At 62.2% G+C, this 16,451-nt stretch carries 17 protein-coding genes and 2 pseudogenes; 11 read left to right on the top strand and 8 right to left on the bottom strand.

Annotated features, from left to right (window positions below; all coding sequences use genetic code 11):
* Positions 1 to 102 precede the first annotated feature (102 nt).
* Positions 103 to 804, top strand: coding sequence for a FadR/GntR family transcriptional regulator (locus AHiyo1_RS09305; RefSeq protein WP_059388380.1), 702 nt, complete (start codon positions 103 to 105; stop codon positions 802 to 804).
* Between the two features lie 171 nt (positions 805 to 975).
* On the opposite strand, the pseudogene mmuM reads toward AHiyo1_RS09305, so the two are convergent.
* Positions 976 to 1,925: pseudogene (gene mmuM, locus AHiyo1_RS09300) on the bottom strand (homocysteine S-methyltransferase).
* A gap of 192 nt (positions 1,926 to 2,117) precedes the next feature.
* On the opposite strand from mmuM, the gene AHiyo1_RS09295 reads away from it, so the two are divergent.
* From AHiyo1_RS09295 to AHiyo1_RS09285, 3 genes are all read left to right on the top strand, one after another.
* Complete coding sequence (locus tag AHiyo1_RS09295) at positions 2,118 to 2,483, top strand: hypothetical protein (protein WP_340639305.1); 366 nt, start codon at positions 2,118 to 2,120, stop codon at positions 2,481 to 2,483.
* 67 nt (positions 2,484 to 2,550) lie between these two features.
* Positions 2,551 to 3,303, top strand: a complete 753-nt coding sequence (locus tag AHiyo1_RS09290; protein ID WP_059388379.1) for a cyclase family protein — start codon at positions 2,551 to 2,553, stop codon at positions 3,301 to 3,303.
* Between the two features lie 32 nt (positions 3,304 to 3,335).
* Positions 3,336 to 4,112, top strand: a complete 777-nt coding sequence (locus AHiyo1_RS09285) for an IclR family transcriptional regulator (protein ID WP_059388378.1) — start codon at positions 3,336 to 3,338, stop codon at positions 4,110 to 4,112.
* Here the strand turns inward: AHiyo1_RS09285 and AHiyo1_RS09280 are convergent.
* The 3 genes and pseudogenes from AHiyo1_RS09280 to AHiyo1_RS09270 all read right to left on the bottom strand — a co-directional run bounded on the left by AHiyo1_RS09280 (position 4,109) and on the right by AHiyo1_RS09270 (position 6,896).
* Complete coding sequence (locus AHiyo1_RS09280) at positions 4,109 to 4,909, bottom strand: IclR family transcriptional regulator (RefSeq protein ID WP_059388377.1); 801 nt, start codon at positions 4,907 to 4,909, stop codon at positions 4,109 to 4,111. The genes AHiyo1_RS09285 and AHiyo1_RS09280 overlap by 4 nt on opposite strands.
* A gap of 37 nt (positions 4,910 to 4,946) precedes the next feature.
* Positions 4,947 to 5,288: pseudogene (locus AHiyo1_RS09275) on the bottom strand (alanine racemase C-terminal domain-containing protein); the annotation flags it as partial.
* Between the two features lie 156 nt (positions 5,289 to 5,444).
* Entirely contained in the window at positions 5,445 to 6,896 is a 1,452-nt protein-coding gene (locus AHiyo1_RS09270; protein WP_059388375.1) for an amino acid permease, read from the bottom strand.
* 317 nt (positions 6,897 to 7,213) lie between these two features.
* On the opposite strand from AHiyo1_RS09270, the gene AHiyo1_RS09265 reads away from it, so the two are divergent.
* Genes AHiyo1_RS09265 through AHiyo1_RS09255 form a run of 3 tightly spaced genes read left to right on the top strand, consistent with a single transcriptional unit; the run spans position 7,214 to position 11,094 of the window.
* Positions 7,214 to 8,266 carry a homoserine dehydrogenase gene (locus AHiyo1_RS09265; RefSeq protein ID WP_059388374.1) on the top strand — a complete coding sequence of 351 codons (1,053 nt, stop codon included), beginning with the start codon at positions 7,214 to 7,216 and terminating at the stop codon, positions 8,264 to 8,266.
* Positions 8,259 to 9,680: an aldehyde dehydrogenase family protein gene (locus tag AHiyo1_RS09260; protein ID WP_059388373.1), complete on the top strand. Its 1,422-nt coding sequence runs from the start codon at positions 8,259 to 8,261 to the stop codon at positions 9,678 to 9,680. Before AHiyo1_RS09265 ends, AHiyo1_RS09260 begins: the two co-directional genes overlap by 8 nt.
* 4 nt (positions 9,681 to 9,684) lie before the next feature.
* Positions 9,685 to 11,094 (top strand): aspartate ammonia-lyase, encoded by a 1,410-nt coding sequence (locus AHiyo1_RS09255; protein WP_059388372.1) that lies wholly within the window; start codon positions 9,685 to 9,687, stop codon positions 11,092 to 11,094.
* An 11-nt stretch (positions 11,095 to 11,105) separates the two neighbouring features.
* Here the strand turns inward: AHiyo1_RS09255 and AHiyo1_RS09250 are convergent, their stop codons facing one another.
* Positions 11,106 to 11,564 carry an Lrp/AsnC family transcriptional regulator gene (locus AHiyo1_RS09250; RefSeq protein ID WP_059388371.1) on the bottom strand — a complete coding sequence of 153 codons (459 nt, stop codon included), beginning with the start codon at positions 11,562 to 11,564 and terminating at the stop codon, positions 11,106 to 11,108.
* 75 nt (positions 11,565 to 11,639) lie between these two features.
* Between AHiyo1_RS09250 and AHiyo1_RS09245 the strand changes: the two genes are divergently transcribed.
* Positions 11,640 to 12,362 carry an HAD hydrolase-like protein gene (locus AHiyo1_RS09245; RefSeq protein ID WP_059388370.1) on the top strand — a complete coding sequence of 241 codons (723 nt, stop codon included), beginning with the start codon at positions 11,640 to 11,642 and terminating at the stop codon, positions 12,360 to 12,362.
* A gap of 178 nt (positions 12,363 to 12,540) precedes the next feature.
* A complete protein-coding gene (locus AHiyo1_RS09240) occupies positions 12,541 to 12,750 on the top strand; it encodes a dodecin (protein ID WP_059388369.1) in 210 nt (69 codons plus the stop codon).
* Between the two features lie 81 nt (positions 12,751 to 12,831).
* Here AHiyo1_RS09240 and AHiyo1_RS09235 read toward each other — a convergent pair whose 3' ends face one another.
* The 3 genes from AHiyo1_RS09235 to AHiyo1_RS09225 form a co-directional block, all read right to left on the bottom strand.
* Positions 12,832 to 13,104: a hypothetical protein gene (locus AHiyo1_RS09235; protein ID WP_059388368.1), complete on the bottom strand. Its 273-nt coding sequence runs from the start codon at positions 13,102 to 13,104 to the stop codon at positions 12,832 to 12,834.
* Positions 13,101 to 13,307: a hypothetical protein gene (locus tag AHiyo1_RS09230; protein WP_059388367.1), complete on the bottom strand. Its 207-nt coding sequence runs from the start codon at positions 13,305 to 13,307 to the stop codon at positions 13,101 to 13,103. The genes AHiyo1_RS09235 and AHiyo1_RS09230 overlap by 4 nt, the downstream gene beginning before the upstream one ends.
* Positions 13,308 to 13,452: 145 nt before the next feature.
* Positions 13,453 to 14,391, bottom strand: coding sequence for a helix-turn-helix transcriptional regulator (locus AHiyo1_RS09225; protein ID WP_059388366.1), 939 nt, complete (start codon positions 14,389 to 14,391; stop codon positions 13,453 to 13,455).
* Between the two features lie 164 nt (positions 14,392 to 14,555).
* On the opposite strand from AHiyo1_RS09225, the gene AHiyo1_RS09220 reads away from it, so the two are divergent.
* Complete coding sequence (locus AHiyo1_RS09220; protein WP_059388365.1) at positions 14,556 to 15,401, top strand: aldo/keto reductase; 846 nt, start codon at positions 14,556 to 14,558, stop codon at positions 15,399 to 15,401.
* A gap of 28 nt (positions 15,402 to 15,429) precedes the next feature.
* A complete protein-coding gene (locus tag AHiyo1_RS09215) occupies positions 15,430 to 16,401 on the top strand; it encodes an aldo/keto reductase (RefSeq protein ID WP_059388364.1) in 972 nt (323 codons plus the stop codon).
* The last annotated feature ends 50 nt before the right edge of the window (positions 16,402 to 16,451 follow it).

The following is a 16,451-nucleotide window of genomic DNA, read 5'->3' as shown; positions in this document are numbered from 1 at the left end:
ATTGGGAGCAGCCGCGTGCTTGCGCCCGCGCGCTCGGCGCGTTTTGGAACGAAAGCCGGCACCCGCCAGCGTAAGATGTCAGACATCTAGGAACGGAGCACCATGGCACGCAAGTCGCTGGTCGGCGTCGTCGCTGACGAGCTGCTGGACCGCATCGTCGCGGGCGAATTTCCGCCGGGCACAGTGGTTCCCGGCGAACTCGAACTGAGCGCCAAGCATGAAGTCAGCCGCATGACGGTCCGCGAGGCCATGAAGACCCTCGAGGCCCAGAGAATCCTGAGCGTGGAGCGCGGCCGGGGGACTTTCGTCAACCCACTGAACCGCTGGGCTTCCCTCGAAGCTGTGCTGCGTGCGGCTTCGGAAGGAAAGAACGACGCCGCGGCGGCCGTCCAGCTCATCGAGCTGCGCCGCATGCTCGAGACCGGTGCCTGCGAACTGGCCGCCTCACGGGTCTCCCCCGAAGAAATCGACCAGCTGCAGGTTCACGTGTCCGCCATGCAGAAGGCCCACGATTCCAACGATGTGAGCGCGTTCGTCGAGGCGGACCTGGGCTTCCACGATGTCATCCTCCACGCCTCCGGCAACGTCTTCGTCGCTGTGCTCTTCGAACCCCTGCACCGCGTCTTGGAAACCCGGCGCACCCAGACCTCGCAAATCCCCGATATCCAGCGGCACGCGATCGGACATCACCGGGCCATCCTCAAAGCCCTCGAAGCCGGCGACGCCCCCCGGGCCCGCGAGGCCATGGACGCGCACATGCAGCAGACCCTCGACGATCTCAGGACATACGTCCTGGAGGCCTAGGCAGGCCCGGCTCCCCCGCCCCCCTGAGTTCTCGGACGCCCGCTCACATATCAACGGTCGCGGGCGGACCCTCGCTCACATATCAACGGTCGCGGGCGGACCCTCGCTCACATATCAACGGTCGCGGGCGGACCCTCGCTCACATATGAACGGTTGTGAGCGAACGCCCGCTCACATATATCGACCGATCCCAGCAATATCCTGCGGTGTCGTCCTGCAGCACCCTCCAATAAGCCGAGCGCCAAGTTCTTGCCAGATGCCGGCTCCTTCCGCAATGCTTGCAGGTTGCTTGCCATCAGCACCGCCCACGGCCGGGCCGGGCGTCCAGGTCTTGGTTAGAGCGTCATAGCATTCGCCGGAATTCGGATACGCGATCAACGGGATTGAGGTGACTTTGCGGAGGGCTCGAAGCGACGGAGAGACCAGTTCCAGAGGCACGCAATTTACGCCGATCGCGACGACGCGCGGCTGCGTTGCACAGAGCCTTGCGACGTTGGCCAGCGTTGTGCCGTCGCTGATGTGCTCCCCGTCCCGTAGCGTGAAGGAGAACCATGCTTCGACGTTGAACTCTTCTACGAGTGCCAACAGTGCCTTCGTCTCCGAAACCGAAGCAACGTCTCACATGCCAGCAGGTCCACTCCCGCCTCCACCAGCGCCGCGATCCGGGGCCTGTGGAATTCCATGAACTCGATCCGGCTGAGGGTGTAGTCCCCGCGGTATTCCGAACCGTCAGCGAGGTAGGCGCCATAAGGGCCTACTGATCCGGCAATCAGCAGGGGTCCCGCTTCCGGGTTTTCAGCCAAGTATTCGCGCCTCGCGTCGTCGGCCAGGCGTACGCTCAATGCCACCAGCCCCAAGGCTTCCGCTTCGCCGATGCCGCGCTGTCTGAAGCCTCGCGGCGTGGCCTGGTAGCTCGCAGTGATGGCTACCGTGGCTCCTGCATCGAAATAGTCGCGGTGCACTTGCTTGATCAGCTGCGGTTGTTCCAGAAGCACCTTGGCCGACCAAAGTGGGTCCTCCAGATTGCAGCCCCGCGCCTCGAGCTCAGTGGCGAGTGCGCCGTCCAGCGTCAGCTTCGAGCCGGCGTCGAGCATGCGGGACAGCGTGATCTTACTGGGCATCGTTCGGGGCTCCAAGCAGTTGATCTTCATTCGTGCCTATGTGGGGACGAGATGGTCCAGCGTGACCACCCTCTCACTATATTGGTCATTATGAGCATTTGAAAATGCTTGTAATGATCAGGCCAGTTATGCCACCATGGCAGTCAAGCAATCGGCGCCAAGCGCAGGGAAGAGGACCCCTTGAAGATAGAAATGAAATCAGTGCGCAAGCTGCGCGTACATTGGCCTATCGCGTCCGAGACTTTCGCTGGGCTCGCTGAGGGCGAGGCCGGTGCGTTCCGGAATGACCACGGCATTACGGCACTGCTTCAGGCCTTGGCGGACTCCCCGGAGTTGGGGGACTTTGGAAACTACAGGCACGTTTTCGAGTCCGGCGTGGGATTCGAAGGATTCACCGTGGCTGAAGGCGCCAACCCCACCTTGGGGCAAGTGGGCCAGCGGACCATTTCGCCGACCTTTGTCTTCACGACATACTTCGATGCCGCCCTGGACGACGAGCGGGTGGATCGGTTCATGCGTCACCTTGTGGAGATCCACCTTGGGAAGTCCCTGTCATAGAGCTATCCGGCGTCGTGAGCGTCTCATCCACCGCACTGGCAGAGGCCCGCGAGAGCGGGGTCGCATCATGACCGACAACGCCACGACGGATTTTTGGGACGGGCTCCAGCCCCTCATAGCGGGCAGGACGTTCGCCGATTTGACGCATGCATTCCACCCAGGCCAACCGCACTTCCCCGCTTTCCCCGACGAGATCAGGGAAGCCGTGTTCGATCTGGAGAATGGCGACGGATTCACCGCGCACCGCTATTCGATCATCGGGCAATGGGGAACACACGTTGATCCCCCCTCACATTTCATCCGCGGCGGCCGGTCTTTGGATCAGATCCCGGTAGGGGACATGATCCTTCCGCTGGTCATCCTGGACATTTCAGAACGGGTCAAGGCTGATCCCGATGCCACCCCCACGGTGGCGGACATCCACGCATGGGAAACCCGAAACGGCACTGTCCCGACGGGTAGCTTTGTGGCACTGCGGACAGGCTGGAGCCGACGTTGGCCCGATGCCGACGCCATGGCGAACAGGGACGACGAAGGCATCAGTCACAGTCCGGGCTGGTCGCAGGAGGCCCTCACCTTCCTGATTGAACGACGGTCGATTGCGGCTGTAGGTCATGAACAGACAGACACGGACCCGGGGCTGGCCACTTCCCGCAAGGACTTCAGGCTGGAGACATACGTGCTGGGACAGAACCGTTGGCAGATCGAGCTATTGGCGAACCTGGATGGTCTTCCGGAAAAGGGTGCCGCCCTGGTTGCGACGTGGCCAAAACCCCTTGAGGGCAGCGGCTTTCCCGCCCGGGTGTTTGCTATCCACTGAGTCACGCCCGTCCGGTGGCTAGAATCAGATCCATGCCTAAGACATCCAGCATGGGACGGGGAATCATGGCTGTCCTTGCAGTCGGCTCCCGTAACGCCGAAGGCCTCGCCGGCGGCACGGTCGCCGATATTGCAGCCGATTTAGGCAAGGATCGCAGCCAGGTCTCGCGGAGCCTGCGAGTCGCGGAACAAGAAGGGTTCCTGGAACGCGCCGAGCGGCGGTCCTACAACCTGAACTGGTCACTTTTTACCGACGCCCAGCTTTTGACCGAACAACGGCTGCAGACGGACGGGATCACTGCCCTGGAGGGCCTTGCCGGCGAAACGAACGAAGGATGCTTCCTCGGAGTGCTGAGCGGTGACAGCACGGTGACGGTCGGTGAGCGTATTCCGGCGAGCAGCAACATGGTCGGTTCGTGGTTGGGCCGGCCTTACCCGGCCTACTGCAGCGACGCCGGCCAGGCATTGCTGTGGGAGGCGTCCGACGCCGAGGTCCGAACCGTTTTCGCGTCCTCTGCATTTGTTCGCCACGGCCCCAATACTCCGGTCAATGTCGAGGACTTCCTGACGCGGCTGCATGAGGCTAGGGGGCGGGGGTATTCCATCGTGGATGAGGAAGCAGAACCAGGCTTGTATTCCCTAGCCGTTCCCGTACGGGATTTCAAACGCGAAGTGGTGGCTGCCCTGCAGGTCGTGGGTCCTAAGACACGGCTGGCAGCGCGGCGGGAACTCTGCGCCTCGGCTCTCGTGTCGTGGGGAAAGTGGCTCGAATCGACGATGGGTCAGGGACTGCCGCAGGCGCTGGCCTAGCTCGCAAGGCCCCTTCCTCCCGTATTGTCCCGAGTACTGCGACCGCATGATCCGAGCCGCGCGGCGGCTTCCGTGAGAACCTTCGCGATTTTCCCGGCCCTGGGCTCGATCTGGGGCCGGTTGCCCAGAACACTAAGTGAAGCAAGAATCGCTCCTTCCGGGTCACGGACAGGAACGGCCAATTCGTAGACGCCATGTTCGAATTCTTCGGCCGCCACTATGAAGCCCCGGTTCCGGTCCCTGTCCATCAGCTCGCAGACCTCCTCGGTCGAGTGGGCCGCGCCCGGACCGCCGACACCGATGAAGTTGGCGTCCTTGAGGAGATCCTGAATCGCGGCCTGCTCGTGATCCCACAAGAGTGCCCGGCCTGATCCCGTGCACCATGTCGGCGTCACCATTCCAGGTTTGACGAAGCTGCCAGGGAGCGCGTCATTGCTAGATGCGCGCAGAAGAATTACCCGGAAGCCCTCGCGGACAGAAACCCTGGATCGGAGGCCAAGCGTGGCCACCAGCGCCTCCAACTCGGTTCTTGATTGGCGAACCCAGCCAGTATTAAGCGACGCCGCGAGGCCGAAAAATTGCGGGCCTGTCCGGAACGGACCGCGTTCGACCCTTTCGAGAAGTCCCAGATCACACAATTCCTGGGTCAGCCGGGATACGCGGCTTTGCTCCATGTCCAGCTCGGAGGCGAGCTGGGAGACGCCGAGGAGCCGCCGGCCCCACTTCTCCCGGTCCGCGACCAAGCGCACAATACGAAGTCCTTGTGCCATGGACGACGCTTCCGAGGAAGAATCCATTGTCAATGCTCCTTCCGAGCTTCATCAGGCCCTATTCTCACACGTCCCCGTTGACCGGAACGCGGCTTCCTCCTGCCCACACGGTGTAGAGATCGGCGAGGATTGCCGAGTTCGCCGTCTCCACCCCCTCAACGGTGATTTCTTCGGCTCCTTGCTTTCCGAACAGCACAACTTCGTCGCCCGGAGAGGCGTCAGCGATGTCGGTTACGTCAACAACCATGGAATTCATCGAAACAAGGTCGACGATGGCGACACGCCGGCCACGGACGAGCACATGGCCTCCACGGGCCAGCGCGCGGCGGTAGCCGTCGCCGTATCCTGCGGTCACCGCTGGCAACTTTGAGACCCGGTCCAGCGTGTGGGCGAGGCCATACCCGACTTTGGTGCGGGCAGGCTAGCTATCGATATGGCGGTTGTCATCTTTGGGGAAGTGGGTCATGATCCCGGCCAGCTGATGCCTCGGATGGCTGACGATCCGTCGGACAGCCCTCGGCCAGGGACAGCAGTCCCCGGCCGAGAGCTGGGTGAACGATGGTCAGCGATCCAGCAAAGACGGCGCGGCCGTGCGCGCCTTGCGTCCGTACTTGAGATAGAACAAGGCGTAGCAGGCTCCTACGAAGGGGACCCCGAAGTAGAGGGCGGCTACCTGGTTCGGGTCAAACGCGATACCGATCAACGAAATGAAGCAGAGCGAGAACGCCAGGATCGGAACTAGGGGAAACAGCGGGGCCTTATAGGGAAGGGCGGCGACGTTGCCGCCATTCTTGACGAAAGTCCGCCTGTGGAAGAAATGTGATGCGGCGATGGACATCCACACGCCGACGACGGCGAACCCTGCGACGGACACAAGGGCCAAATACACCGTCTCGGGCGCAACCACGCTGCTGATGAGCGATGCCAGGCCACCCACCATGCTCACGGAGAGCGCAACCATAGGGATGCCGCGCCGGGTCAGCTTTCGCAACACGCGAGGGGCATGTCCTTCGTCCGAGAGAGAGTACAGCATGCGGGCGCACGAGAAGAGACCGCTGTTGCCGGCGGAAAGGAGCGCGGTGATGATGACGAAATTCATGGCGTCGGCGGCAAACGGGATGCCGATGGAGGAAAAGACCGTCACGAACGGGCTCTGGTCCAGGCCGACCTGATCAAACGGGATGGTGGCGGCGATGACCGCGATGGCCCCGACGAAGAAGATCAGCAAGCGGACGACGGTACTGCGCATGGCCTTCGGAATGCTCTTGGCAGGATCCGCGGTTTCGCCTGCCGCTACGCCGATGAGCTCGGAACCGGAGAAGGCATAGAACACTGCAAGCGCGGTGACCAGAACGCCAGTGAATCCGTTGGGGAAGAGACCCCCGGTGGTGTTGAAGTTCTCGAGGAGGAAGGGATGGTTGCCGGTCTCGCTCAATGGGTGGAAACCAAATAGTGCGGCACCCCCGAGCACGATCAGGACGATGATGGCTCCGACCTTGATGATCGCGAACCAGAACTCCGACTCTCCGAAGAACCGCGAAGAGACGGCGTTGAGGCCGAAAAGAACGGCGGCAAAGATGACACACCAGACCCACACGTCGATGTTTGGAAACCATCGCTGCATGAGGAGGCCGGCCGCTGTGAATTCCGAGCCGATGGCCACGGCCCAGCAAAGCCAGTAGAGCCACGCCGTGGTGAATCCCGTGGCTGGTCCGATCGACCGCGATGCGTAGATGTGGAAGGCTCCCGAGACTGGGTACGCGATGGCAAGTTCGCCAAGGCATGCCATTACCAGGTAGACCACGAAGGAGCCAATCAGGTAGGCGATGACCGCGCCGAGCGGTCCGGCCTGGGAGATCGTGTAGCCGGAACTCAAGAAAAGTCCGGAGCCGATCACCCCGCCCATGGCGATCATGACGAGGTGCCTGGGCCCCATGGACCGGCGTAGCCCGGATTCAGACAACGGAGGGGATGAGAGCTGTGGTTCTAGCGCGACGGGTAATGAGGATTCCATGGTGCCTCCGGGGTCGGTGGTCAGGTTGGTGGTCGAATCGGTGCGAAGAATGCGCGTGATACCTCGGGGGTCGAGGGGTGATCCGGATTGCCGGAGGTGCGCAAGGGGATGGTGATGAAGATAACACAGCGTAGTCGAATTGGTCATTAAAAACATTTGGACATGCACATGTTGCACGCATGTTACTTGCGGGCGCTGATGTCGAATCGCCATGCGGATGGTCGATTCGCCCTATTCTTCGGCCGGAATCACATGCCCTGGCTGACATGGAATCCGGTCAATATTGGAGGACCGATGTAACTGACTGAAGGAGCAGCATGACCACCTATGACATTGCCCTGATCGGCTTTGGCGGCGTCAACAGGACCCTGGCCGAACTGATCGCAACACGCAATGAGGCACTTCGTTCCGGGCTGGGCTTTGGCCTCCGGGTCGTGGCAATCACCGACCTTCGCCTCGGATCCCTGGTCCAGCCTGATGGTATCGACCTCTCCATGGCCCTGGGCCTTGGCGGCGGGAGCGAAACCTTCGCCGAACACGGGGGATCCGCGGACACCAACAATGAGTCGGTCATCCGCTCGTGCACAGCAGACATCATCTGCGAAGCCACCTTCACAAACCCCGACGACGGCGAACCTGCGGTCTCCCATGTGCGGTGGGCCCTCGAATCGGGCAAGAGCGTCTGCACCACGAACAAAGGACCGGTTGCCCTCCGTGGGGCCGAACTGAATTCCCTAGCCGCGCAAAATGGCGTCTACTTCGAATACGAAGGAGCCGTCATGAGTGGCACGCCGGTGATCCGTTTGGCGAAGAAGATGTTTTCAGGACTCCGGTTGAATGGTTTCGAAGGCATTCTCAACGGAACCAGCAATTACGTGCTCGGTCGGATGGAAGCCGGCCTGGACTTCGAAGCTGCCGTCAGCGAGGCACAGGAACTCGGTTACGCCGAGGCGAACCCAGCAGCAGACATCGAGGGCTACGATGTCCAGCTCAAGGTCCTCATCCTCGCCAACGAACTGCTTGACGCGGGCATCGAACTCAAGGACGTCCGGCGGCAAGGGATCTCGACGGTCACGGCGGAAGATGTCCGAACGGCATCCCGGAACGGACGCCGCTGGAAGCTCGTCGGTTCGGCACGGCGGAATCCTGACGGGACCGTCACCGCAGGTGTAGCCCCGGTCGCGGTGCCCCTTGACCACGGACTTGCCGGCGTTTCGGGCGCTACGAACGCCGTCTCCTTCGATACCGATCTACTTGGCCCGGTTACCGTATCGGGACCTGGAGCAGGTCGCGTGGAGACCGCCTACGCCTTGCTCTCAGACATCATCGCCATCCACTCAGCAAAGACAGGGGCGGCCGCACATGTCTGAGTCCACACTCTGCGCCACGGAAATAGCGCTGCCACGATTCCGTGAAGTGACGAGCCCCTACGATGGCAGGATCGTCGGCACGGTCCCCCTGACCGACGCTTGTGCCGCCGACGCCGTGCTCGAAGTGGCCCGGGCCGGCGCGCGAAAAGCACGGGCGCTGTCCCGCAACACCCGGGGGAAAATCCTCGACACTGCTGCCACCGACATCGAACGGCGAAGCGAAGAGTTCGCCCGGACCATTGTTGCCGAGTCAGGCAAGACCATCCGCCAGGCCCGAAAGGAAGTATTGCGAGCCGTCAATACCCTTCGCCTGTCCGCGGCCGAAGCGCGCCGGAACGCCGGAGAGGTCATTCCCTTTGACTCATACGAGGGCTCGGAAGACCGGACCGGATGGTACTCGCGCGAACCGCTTGGCATCATTGCAGCGATCACGCCCTTCAACGACCCCCTCAATCTCGTGGCGCACAAGATCGGTCCGGCCATTGCCGGAGGCAACGCAGTGGTCCTCAAGCCCTCCGCCCTGACTCCCCTGTCGGCCCAACTCCTCGCGGACGCCCTCGTGGATGCTGGGCTTTCGCCTGAAGTCCTGACTGTTGTTCACGGGGATCGGGAGGTAGCCGAAACCATCATCCGGTCCCGGGATGTGAGAATGGTGTCCTTTACCGGCGGGTTCTCCACTGGGGAAAGCATTGCCCGCGCCGCCGGCCTGAAGAAGCTTTCCATGGACCTGGGCGGAAACGCACCTGTCATCGTCCTGAGCGATGCTGACATTGACGACGCCGTGGAATCTTGCGTCTCCGGAGCGTTCTGGGCCGCTGGCCAGAACTGCGTGGGGGTGCAGCGAATCCTTGTAGCCACACCGTTGTACGCCGATTTCCGCCAGCGCTTCCTGGAAGCGACAGCCCGATTGGTATCCGGAGATCCGTCGGATGAGCGGACGGACGTCGGGCCGATGATCAGCCCCGCTGCGTTAGACGAACTCAAAGCCAAGCTCGACGAGTCCATCCATGACGGCGCTGCACTTCTCGCAGGCAACGTGAGGGTAGGCAATGTGCTTGAGCCGACTGTGCTGGAAGCGGTCCCGGCGGACAGCAGGCTGTGGAGGGAAGAAGTGTTCGGGCCTGTTGTCATGCTGCATGCTTTCAATACGTTCGAAGAAGCCATTGAAGTAGCAAATGCCATCGAATTCAGCCTTCACGCCGGCATTTTCACGGACTCCCTGAGCAACGCCATGGACGCCGCGCGCCGGATCGACGCAGGCGGAGTCATGATCAATGATTCCTCGGACTATCGGTTCGACGGCATGCCGTTCGGGGGTTCCAAATACGGAAGCCTCGGCAGGGAAGGTGTCCATTTTGCTTACGAAGAGATGACCCAGCCCAAAGTCGTCTGCATCAAGAACCGTGGGATATAGAGCCGTGACCAGCCGCATCGAGACCGATTCGCTCGGGAACATTCCCGTACCCGCCAACGCCTACTGGGGAGCACACACTGCCCGGGCATTGGAAAACTTCACCATCAGCGGCATTCCGATCTCCAGGCATCCGCACTTGGTACGCTCCCTGGCAATGATCAAGAACGCCGCGGCGCAGGCCAACTGCGAACTTGGGGTGCTCTCGCCCCGGCAGGCGGCAGCAATCCGCGAATCGTGCCGGGAAATCCAGGAAGGGCATCACCTCGAACAGTTCTGCGTTGACGTCATCCAAGGAGGGGCCGGCACCAGCACGAATATGAACGCGAATGAAGTGATCGCGAACCTCGGGCTGGAAAAACTGGGCCAGCGCCTCGGCGACTACCAGCACCTGCACCCCATCGACCATGTCAATCGTTGCCAATCCACCAATGACGCTTATCCAACCGCCATCAAGCTGGCCCTCATTTTCGCCATCGCGGAACTCAATCAGGAATTGGGCAAGCTTGCCGAAACCGCCAGAAACAAGGGTGCCGAATTTGCCGATGTCGTGAAGATGGGTAGGACCCAGCTTCAGGATGCTGTCCCGATGACCCTGGGGCAGGAGTTCAATGCCTTCGCCGCCACGTTGGAGGAAGATCGCTCCCGGCTCCTGGAGTCCACCGATCTGATGCGCGAATGCAGCCTGGGGGCCACCGCCATCGGCACCGGCATTACCGCCGAACCGGGTTATCAGCAACTGGTGCTGCGGGCACTCTCCGAAGTTTCCGGCGTCGACGTCCTTCCTGCCAACGATCTGGTTGAGGCGACGTCCGATGTCGGAGTTTTCATGCACGTGTCGGGCATGCTCAAACGGACCGCAATCAAGCTATCCAAGATCAGCAGTGACCTCCGATTGCTGTCCAGCGGACCGCAGAATGGCTTTGGCGAGATCACCTTGCCTCCCCGTCAAGCGGGGTCGTCCATCATGCCCGGAAAGGTGAACCCTGTCATCCCCGAGACCATGAATCAGATCGCTTTCGCGGTTGCCGGAGCGGACACCGCGGTAACGATGGCCGCAGACAATGGCCAACTCCAACTCAATGCCTTCGAACCTGTCATCGCTCACGTCCTGCTTCAAGCCGTTTCATGGCTCAAACAAGGAGCTCGCGTTCTCCGCACACACTGCATGGAAGGCATCGAAGCGAACACCGACCGCCTCGCCCGCCAGACGGCAGCTTCGGTGGGCCTTGCAACGGCACTGGTTCCGGCCATCGGCTACGCGGCCGCGGCGGCGGTCGCCAAGGAAGCCCTGCGGGACGGATCACCCGTTCTCGACGTCGTTACCGGCAAGAACCTCCTGGACCGTGCCACCGCTCAATCGATGCTTGAATCGGCTGCGCTTCCGGTCAGGGGTACCCGCATATCAGCGGTCTGATCGCCAACTCCTCACGCGGTCGGCACTGCGCCACGCCGGATAAGACTGGAAAGCGTCATGGCCGTCACGGTATCCGTGACGCCCGGAAGTGCGGCGATCTGCTCCCAGATCTCTTGGATTCTCTCCAAGGACCGGGCTTCAAGCCTCACGAGAAGATCAAAGTCCCCGCTGACGACGTCGCACAAAACCACTTCCGGAATGGACCGCAAAACAGCAATGACATCCGAACCACGCACCCGGTCCTTCCGGTAGACCATAAGGAAAGCCGAGACGGACCCTTGCCCGGGTAGGCCAGCAACCAGCGTATATCCCTGGATGTATCCTTGCCGTTCCATCCGGTCGACGCGCTGGCGCACAGCATTCCTTGAAAGCAGGACTTTGCTCGCCAGTTCGGCATGACTAATGCGTGCGTTTTTGGTGAGCTCCGCAAGGATCCTCTGGTCTATGTGATCGAGACTCACGCGGTCCATGCCCACCCTTCAAAAAGTAAATCCCTGTGCACAACCCAAGCAGAACCCGATCCACAACCGAAAGCTCCAGAAAAGATGATACTTCCGCATCACAGCCATCCAACGTTCGGCGCCATCACCTGCGTCCTGTTCGACATGGACGGAACACTTATCGACTCTGCCCGAGGTGTTACCTCAAGTGCTGCCCGGGCTTTGGAATCCGTGGGAGCGCCGGTCCCGAGGCCGGACGAACTACTCAGGTTTGTCGGGCCACCGATGGTCGAATCGTTCAGGGCAGTCTCCGGGATTGACGAAGCGACTGCCCAGAGAGCCCTCCAACACTATCGCAAGGCATACGCGGATCACGGCGCTGAGCAATCGAGCCTCTACGAAGGAGTCACAGAACTGCTGGAGCAACTACGCTCAGCCGGTATCCCCATGGCTGTTGCCACGTCCAAAGTGGAAGATCAAGCACTACGACTCGCACGACGCTTTGGAATCGAAAGCAACTTCATCACCATATGCGGGGCATCGGACGTTGAAAGACGGGCGACCAAGGCGGAAGTCATCGGTGAAGCACTGCTCCGCCTTGCCTCCCTGGGCATCGATATCTCCAACCCGGCAATGGTCGGCGACAGAAGTTATGACGTCGCGGGAGCCGCTGAGCATGGAATTTCCACCTTTTTCGCGCTCTGGGGGTACGGGGGAAATGAGGAGGCGTTGCACGCTGCTGCCACTGCCATCTCACCCACAGTTTTGCTGCCGATGATCCTGGCCACATCAGTGAGCGAGCGTTCCGCCGTTTGGCGTCATAGGTGAGCGAGCGTCGGGCGAAAGGGCGGTACAGGTGAGCGAGCGTCCGCCGAAAGGGCCGTATATGTGAGCGAGCGTCGGAGGGGACCAGACCCCTAGTCCGCCGGCCCTGCGTCGGCTAGTCTGCTTTCACGGCCTGCCAGGCCCGCAGTTCAGGCATCAAGGACGATCATGAGGAGCAAGAATGGCTGACCACACATATAGCGTTTCCGAAATTGTTGGAACTTCGTCCGAGGGCGTCGACGCCGCCATCAGGAACGGGATTGCGGCCGCGAGCCAGACCCTCCGGAACCTCGACTGGTTCGAGGTCAAGGAAATCCGCGGCCATCTTAGCGAGGGCGCCGTTGCCGACTGGCAAGTAACCATCAAGCTCGGATTCCGCCTGGAGCGTTAAGAAGCCCCCAAAACCCCAAAACGACGATGGCCGCCAGCCTTTCTGTGGAAAGGCTGGCGGCCATCAGTTGCGAGGCTGGACTCACCCGCGGGTCCAGACTTGGACGGGGTCACCGCCACAGAGGAGTCGCCGGCCGCGGCCGGCAAATTCGATCCACAGGAATTCGTGGTCCGACGAAACTTCGTCCACAAGGCCGGCGTCGAAGCCCCATTTGTCCTCGTGGATCCAGACGGTTTCGCCGCGGCTGAGCTCCGACCATTTCGACGGCGGCAGGCGAAGTGCCGCTCCAGCGGGCCGTTGCGCCGACGTCGTGAAGTGGCTTGGGCCCCACGCCCCCAAGGTTTCGGGACTCATCGGGACTCGGCTACCAGGTACTGGCGGTGCCAGACCGTTGCCGCACCGTTATGGGCCGGGAAGACGTGGCCTTCGAAGAACGTGTGCACCACGTGGGGTTCACTTTCGGGGCTCCACTGACCGGATGCCGGGCAATGCGAGCCCGTGGATCCCGCGGACCCGGCGGTGGTTGCCCGTTCCCTCAGCAGCGCGATGCGTTTCATCGTTGAATTCCATCCTTGATATGCGAAAAGGTCTGGATTCAGCGTAAACGCGATTCAAAAGCCGCCCAATGGGCACATAGACAGAATCACGCTGATTCACTATGCAGCAGCACAGTGACGTGGAGCACTTTTGGCTGAAACTCCCTCAGCTCTCGTCCATCGCATGACGCTCGGACAACTCCGCGCCCGGCGCCGTTCCGGCAGCAAACGCCGTTCCGGCAGCAAACGTCGTTCCGGCACCAAACGCCGTTCCCGCACCAAAGCTGCCCAGCAACTTCAAGGCATCGTCCGACGGCGAACCCGCCTTCGCTGAATAGACCCGCAGGACCTGGTCCGGGTCCTCCGGCAGGGCCAAATTCTCGAAGTTCAGTTCCACGTCCCCCACCGTGGGGTGGTGCAAGCGGACCGTGCCGGCCGAGCGCGCGGCCACTCGATGCCCTGCCCACCATTGGCGGAAATGTTCGCTGTTCACGGCGAGTTCGCCCACGAGCTGGTTCGCTTGTGGATCGTCGGGGTGCCGCCCGGTATCCGCACGCAGGGAGCCGGCGGCTTCCGCGGCAACCGTCTTCCAGTCCCGGAACAGTTCGCGTGCCTGCGGGTCCAGGATCAGCCAGCGAGTGAGGTTCCGCTCGGCGGGAGGCATGGACGGGAAGTCGGCAAACAGCAAGACCGCCATGCGATTGGCTCCGAGCACGTCGCTGCGCCGGCCAAGCAGGAGCGCCGGAACGTCGCCCACGGCGTCCAGAAGTTGGCGCAAGGCCGGCCGCACCCGTGGTGCGGGAGTCGGCGCCTTGGCAGTCGACGCGCAGTGCTCAAGCAGGTCCATCATGTGGGTGTGCTCGCTTGAGTCCAGACGAAGAGCCCGCGACACCGATTCGAGGACCGCCCGCGAAGGATGGATATGCCTGCCCTGTTCGAGGCGGGTGTAGTAGTCCGTGCTGACATCGGCCAAGCGGGCAATCTCTTCCCTGCGCAGTCCTGGAACGCGGCGCGCGCCGGACGCTTCCGGCAAACCGGCGTCCTCGGGCGACATCCGGGCACGCATGGCTTTGAGGAACTTTCCGAACTCGGCACTTTGACCCATGTGCCTATTCTTCCTTCCCTCAGGGCTTGTTTCTACGGCCAAGGTAGGACTCCGAGTCCTAGGAAAAACAGGGGGCGTCAAAACTACTGATTGTTGTGCCGAAAGTGCATAGGCTCGAAAAAGCCAGTCAGGCAATCCACCCACCAGTGACGAAAGGGCAAGACATGTCCAACGCTCAGAATTCCACCGTTCCCGGGCTCGTCCTGAACAACTCGGTCACCATCCCCCAGCTCGGCTTCGGCGTCTTCCAGGTCCCGCCTGCCGAGACCCAGAAGGCCGTGGAGGACGCTCTGGAGGCCGGTTACCGGCACATCGACACCGCCGCGGCCTACCGGAACGAGTCCGGCGTCGGCGCCGCAATCAAGGCTTCCGGCATCGCCCGGGAAGAACTCTTCATCACCACCAAACTCCGCAACGGCGAACAGGGACGGGCGGCGGCGGCATTCAACAACAGCTGCCGCGAACTCGGCCTCGACGTCATCGATCTCTACCTGATCCACTGGCCTGTCCCGTCTCAAGGCTTGTTCGTGGATGCGTGGAAGGCACTCGAAAGGATCCATGCCGACGGCGGCACCAGGGCAATCGGCGTCTCCAACTTCCTGCAGGATCATCTCGACACGCTCCTGGAGTTCGCCGACGTCGTTCCCGCCGTCAACCAGATCGAACTGCACCCGACCTTCCAACAGCGGGAACTGGCGGCGAAGAGCCGCTCGCACGGAATCGCCGTCGAGGCGTATAGCCCGCTGGGGCAAGGAGCGGACCTGGGGTCGCCAACGGTCACCGAACTTGCCGAAACGCACGGTGTCACCCCCGCACAGATCGTGCTGGCCTGGCACCTCGGAACCGGCAACATCGTCATCCCCAAGTCCGTCCACCCCGAGCGGATCCGCCAGAACCTCGCGGCGGCGGCGCTGCAGCTCACCCCGGACGAACTGGCAGCCATCAGCGCGCTCGACGCCGGTACGCGCCTCGGCGCGGACCCCGCCGTCGCGTCCTTCAGCCAAATGTAGAAACCACCAGCGTAAGGAACCCAAAACCATGCAGTACACCCACTTGGGCCGCTCAGGGCTCAGCGTCTCCCGCTTGTGCCTCGGAACCATGAACTTCGGCCCGCAGACGGAGGAATCCGCAGCGCACTCCATCATGGACTCCGCACTGGACTCGGGCATCAACTTCTTCGACACCGCCAACGTCTACGGCGGCCACGACAACCGGGGTTGGACCGAGGAAATCCTGGGCCGCTGGTTCGCCAAGGGCGGCGAGCGCCGCGAGCGCGTCGTCCTCGCCACCAAGCTCTACGGAACCATGACTGACCGCCCCAACGAGTCCAAGCTCTCCGCCCTCAACATCCGGCGCGCCTTGGACGCCAGCCTCAAGCGCCTGCAGACCGACTACATCGACGTCTACCAGTTCCACCACGTGGACCGGAACACGCCGTGGGACGAGATCTGGCAGGCCATCGAGGTAGCGGTCCAGCAGGGCAAGATCCTGTATTCCGGAAGCAGCAACTTCGCTGGCTGGCACATCGCCCAGGCCCAGGAGGCTGCCGCGCGGCGCAACTACAACGGACTCGTGAGCGAGCAGTCCATCTACAACCTGCTCACCCGCAATGTCGAACTGGAAGTCATCCCGGCCGCCCAGCAGTACGGCCTCGGCCTCATCCCGTGGTCGCCGCTTCACGGCGGGCTCTTGGGCGGGGTGCTGAAGAAGGAACGCGACGGCGTCCGTCGCCTTGAGGGCCGCGCGGCGGAGACCCTGAAGAAGCATGAAGACCAGATCCGCCAGTACGAGGACCTCGCCGACGACCTTGGCTACGAGCCCGGCGACGTTGGCTTGGCCTGGTTGCTCCACCAGCCGGCTGTAACCGCGCCGATCGTGGGTCCGCGCACGCAGGAGCAGTTGGACGCCGCCATCAGGGCTTTGGATGTCACCCTCGACGCCGATGCCCTCAAGCGGCTCGACGACATCTTCCCGGGCCACCGGACCGCGCCGGAAGACTACGCGTGGTGACGTCGGCACCGTTGCGCCTGCTGTTCATCGGCGGGACGGGACCATCAGCG

It is taken from the genome of Arthrobacter sp. Hiyo1, from assembly GCF_001263615.2.
GTDB lineage: Bacteria > Actinomycetota > Actinomycetes > Actinomycetales > Micrococcaceae > Arthrobacter.
The sequence above is the reverse complement of the archived record's forward strand: the minus strand, read 5'-3'. Positions and strand labels throughout refer to the sequence as shown.

Coding starts and splice junctions, on each gene's coding strand:
- AHiyo1_RS09290 (WP_059388379.1), top strand. CDS start 2,551: ATGACCGACAACGCCACGACGGATTTTTGGGACGGGCTCCAGCCCCTC.
- AHiyo1_RS09235 (WP_059388368.1), bottom strand. CDS start 13,104: ATGAGTCCCGAAACCTTGGGGGCGTGGGGCCCAAGCCACTTCACGACG.
- AHiyo1_RS09270 (WP_059388375.1), bottom strand. CDS start 6,896: ATGGAATCCTCATTACCCGTCGCGCTAGAACCACAGCTCTCATCCCCT.
- AHiyo1_RS09305 (WP_059388380.1), top strand. CDS start 103: ATGGCACGCAAGTCGCTGGTCGGCGTCGTCGCTGACGAGCTGCTGGAC.
- AHiyo1_RS09250 (WP_059388371.1), bottom strand. CDS start 11,564: ATGGACCGCGTGAGTCTCGATCACATAGACCAGAGGATCCTTGCGGAG.
- AHiyo1_RS09295 (WP_340639305.1), top strand. CDS start 2,118: ATGAAATCAGTGCGCAAGCTGCGCGTACATTGGCCTATCGCGTCCGAG.
- AHiyo1_RS09280 (WP_059388377.1), bottom strand. CDS start 4,909: ATGGATTCTTCCTCGGAAGCGTCGTCCATGGCACAAGGACTTCGTATT.
- AHiyo1_RS09215 (WP_059388364.1), top strand. CDS start 15,430: ATGCAGTACACCCACTTGGGCCGCTCAGGGCTCAGCGTCTCCCGCTTG.
- AHiyo1_RS09245 (WP_059388370.1), top strand. CDS start 11,640: ATGATACTTCCGCATCACAGCCATCCAACGTTCGGCGCCATCACCTGC.
- AHiyo1_RS09265 (WP_059388374.1), top strand. CDS start 7,214: ATGACCACCTATGACATTGCCCTGATCGGCTTTGGCGGCGTCAACAGG.
- AHiyo1_RS09240 (WP_059388369.1), top strand. CDS start 12,541: ATGGCTGACCACACATATAGCGTTTCCGAAATTGTTGGAACTTCGTCC.
- AHiyo1_RS09285 (WP_059388378.1), top strand. CDS start 3,336: ATGCCTAAGACATCCAGCATGGGACGGGGAATCATGGCTGTCCTTGCA.
- AHiyo1_RS09225 (WP_059388366.1), bottom strand. CDS start 14,391: ATGGGTCAAAGTGCCGAGTTCGGAAAGTTCCTCAAAGCCATGCGTGCC.
- AHiyo1_RS09220 (WP_059388365.1), top strand. CDS start 14,556: ATGTCCAACGCTCAGAATTCCACCGTTCCCGGGCTCGTCCTGAACAAC.
- AHiyo1_RS09260 (WP_059388373.1), top strand. CDS start 8,259: ATGTCTGAGTCCACACTCTGCGCCACGGAAATAGCGCTGCCACGATTC.
- AHiyo1_RS09230 (WP_059388367.1), bottom strand. CDS start 13,307: ATGAAACGCATCGCGCTGCTGAGGGAACGGGCAACCACCGCCGGGTCC.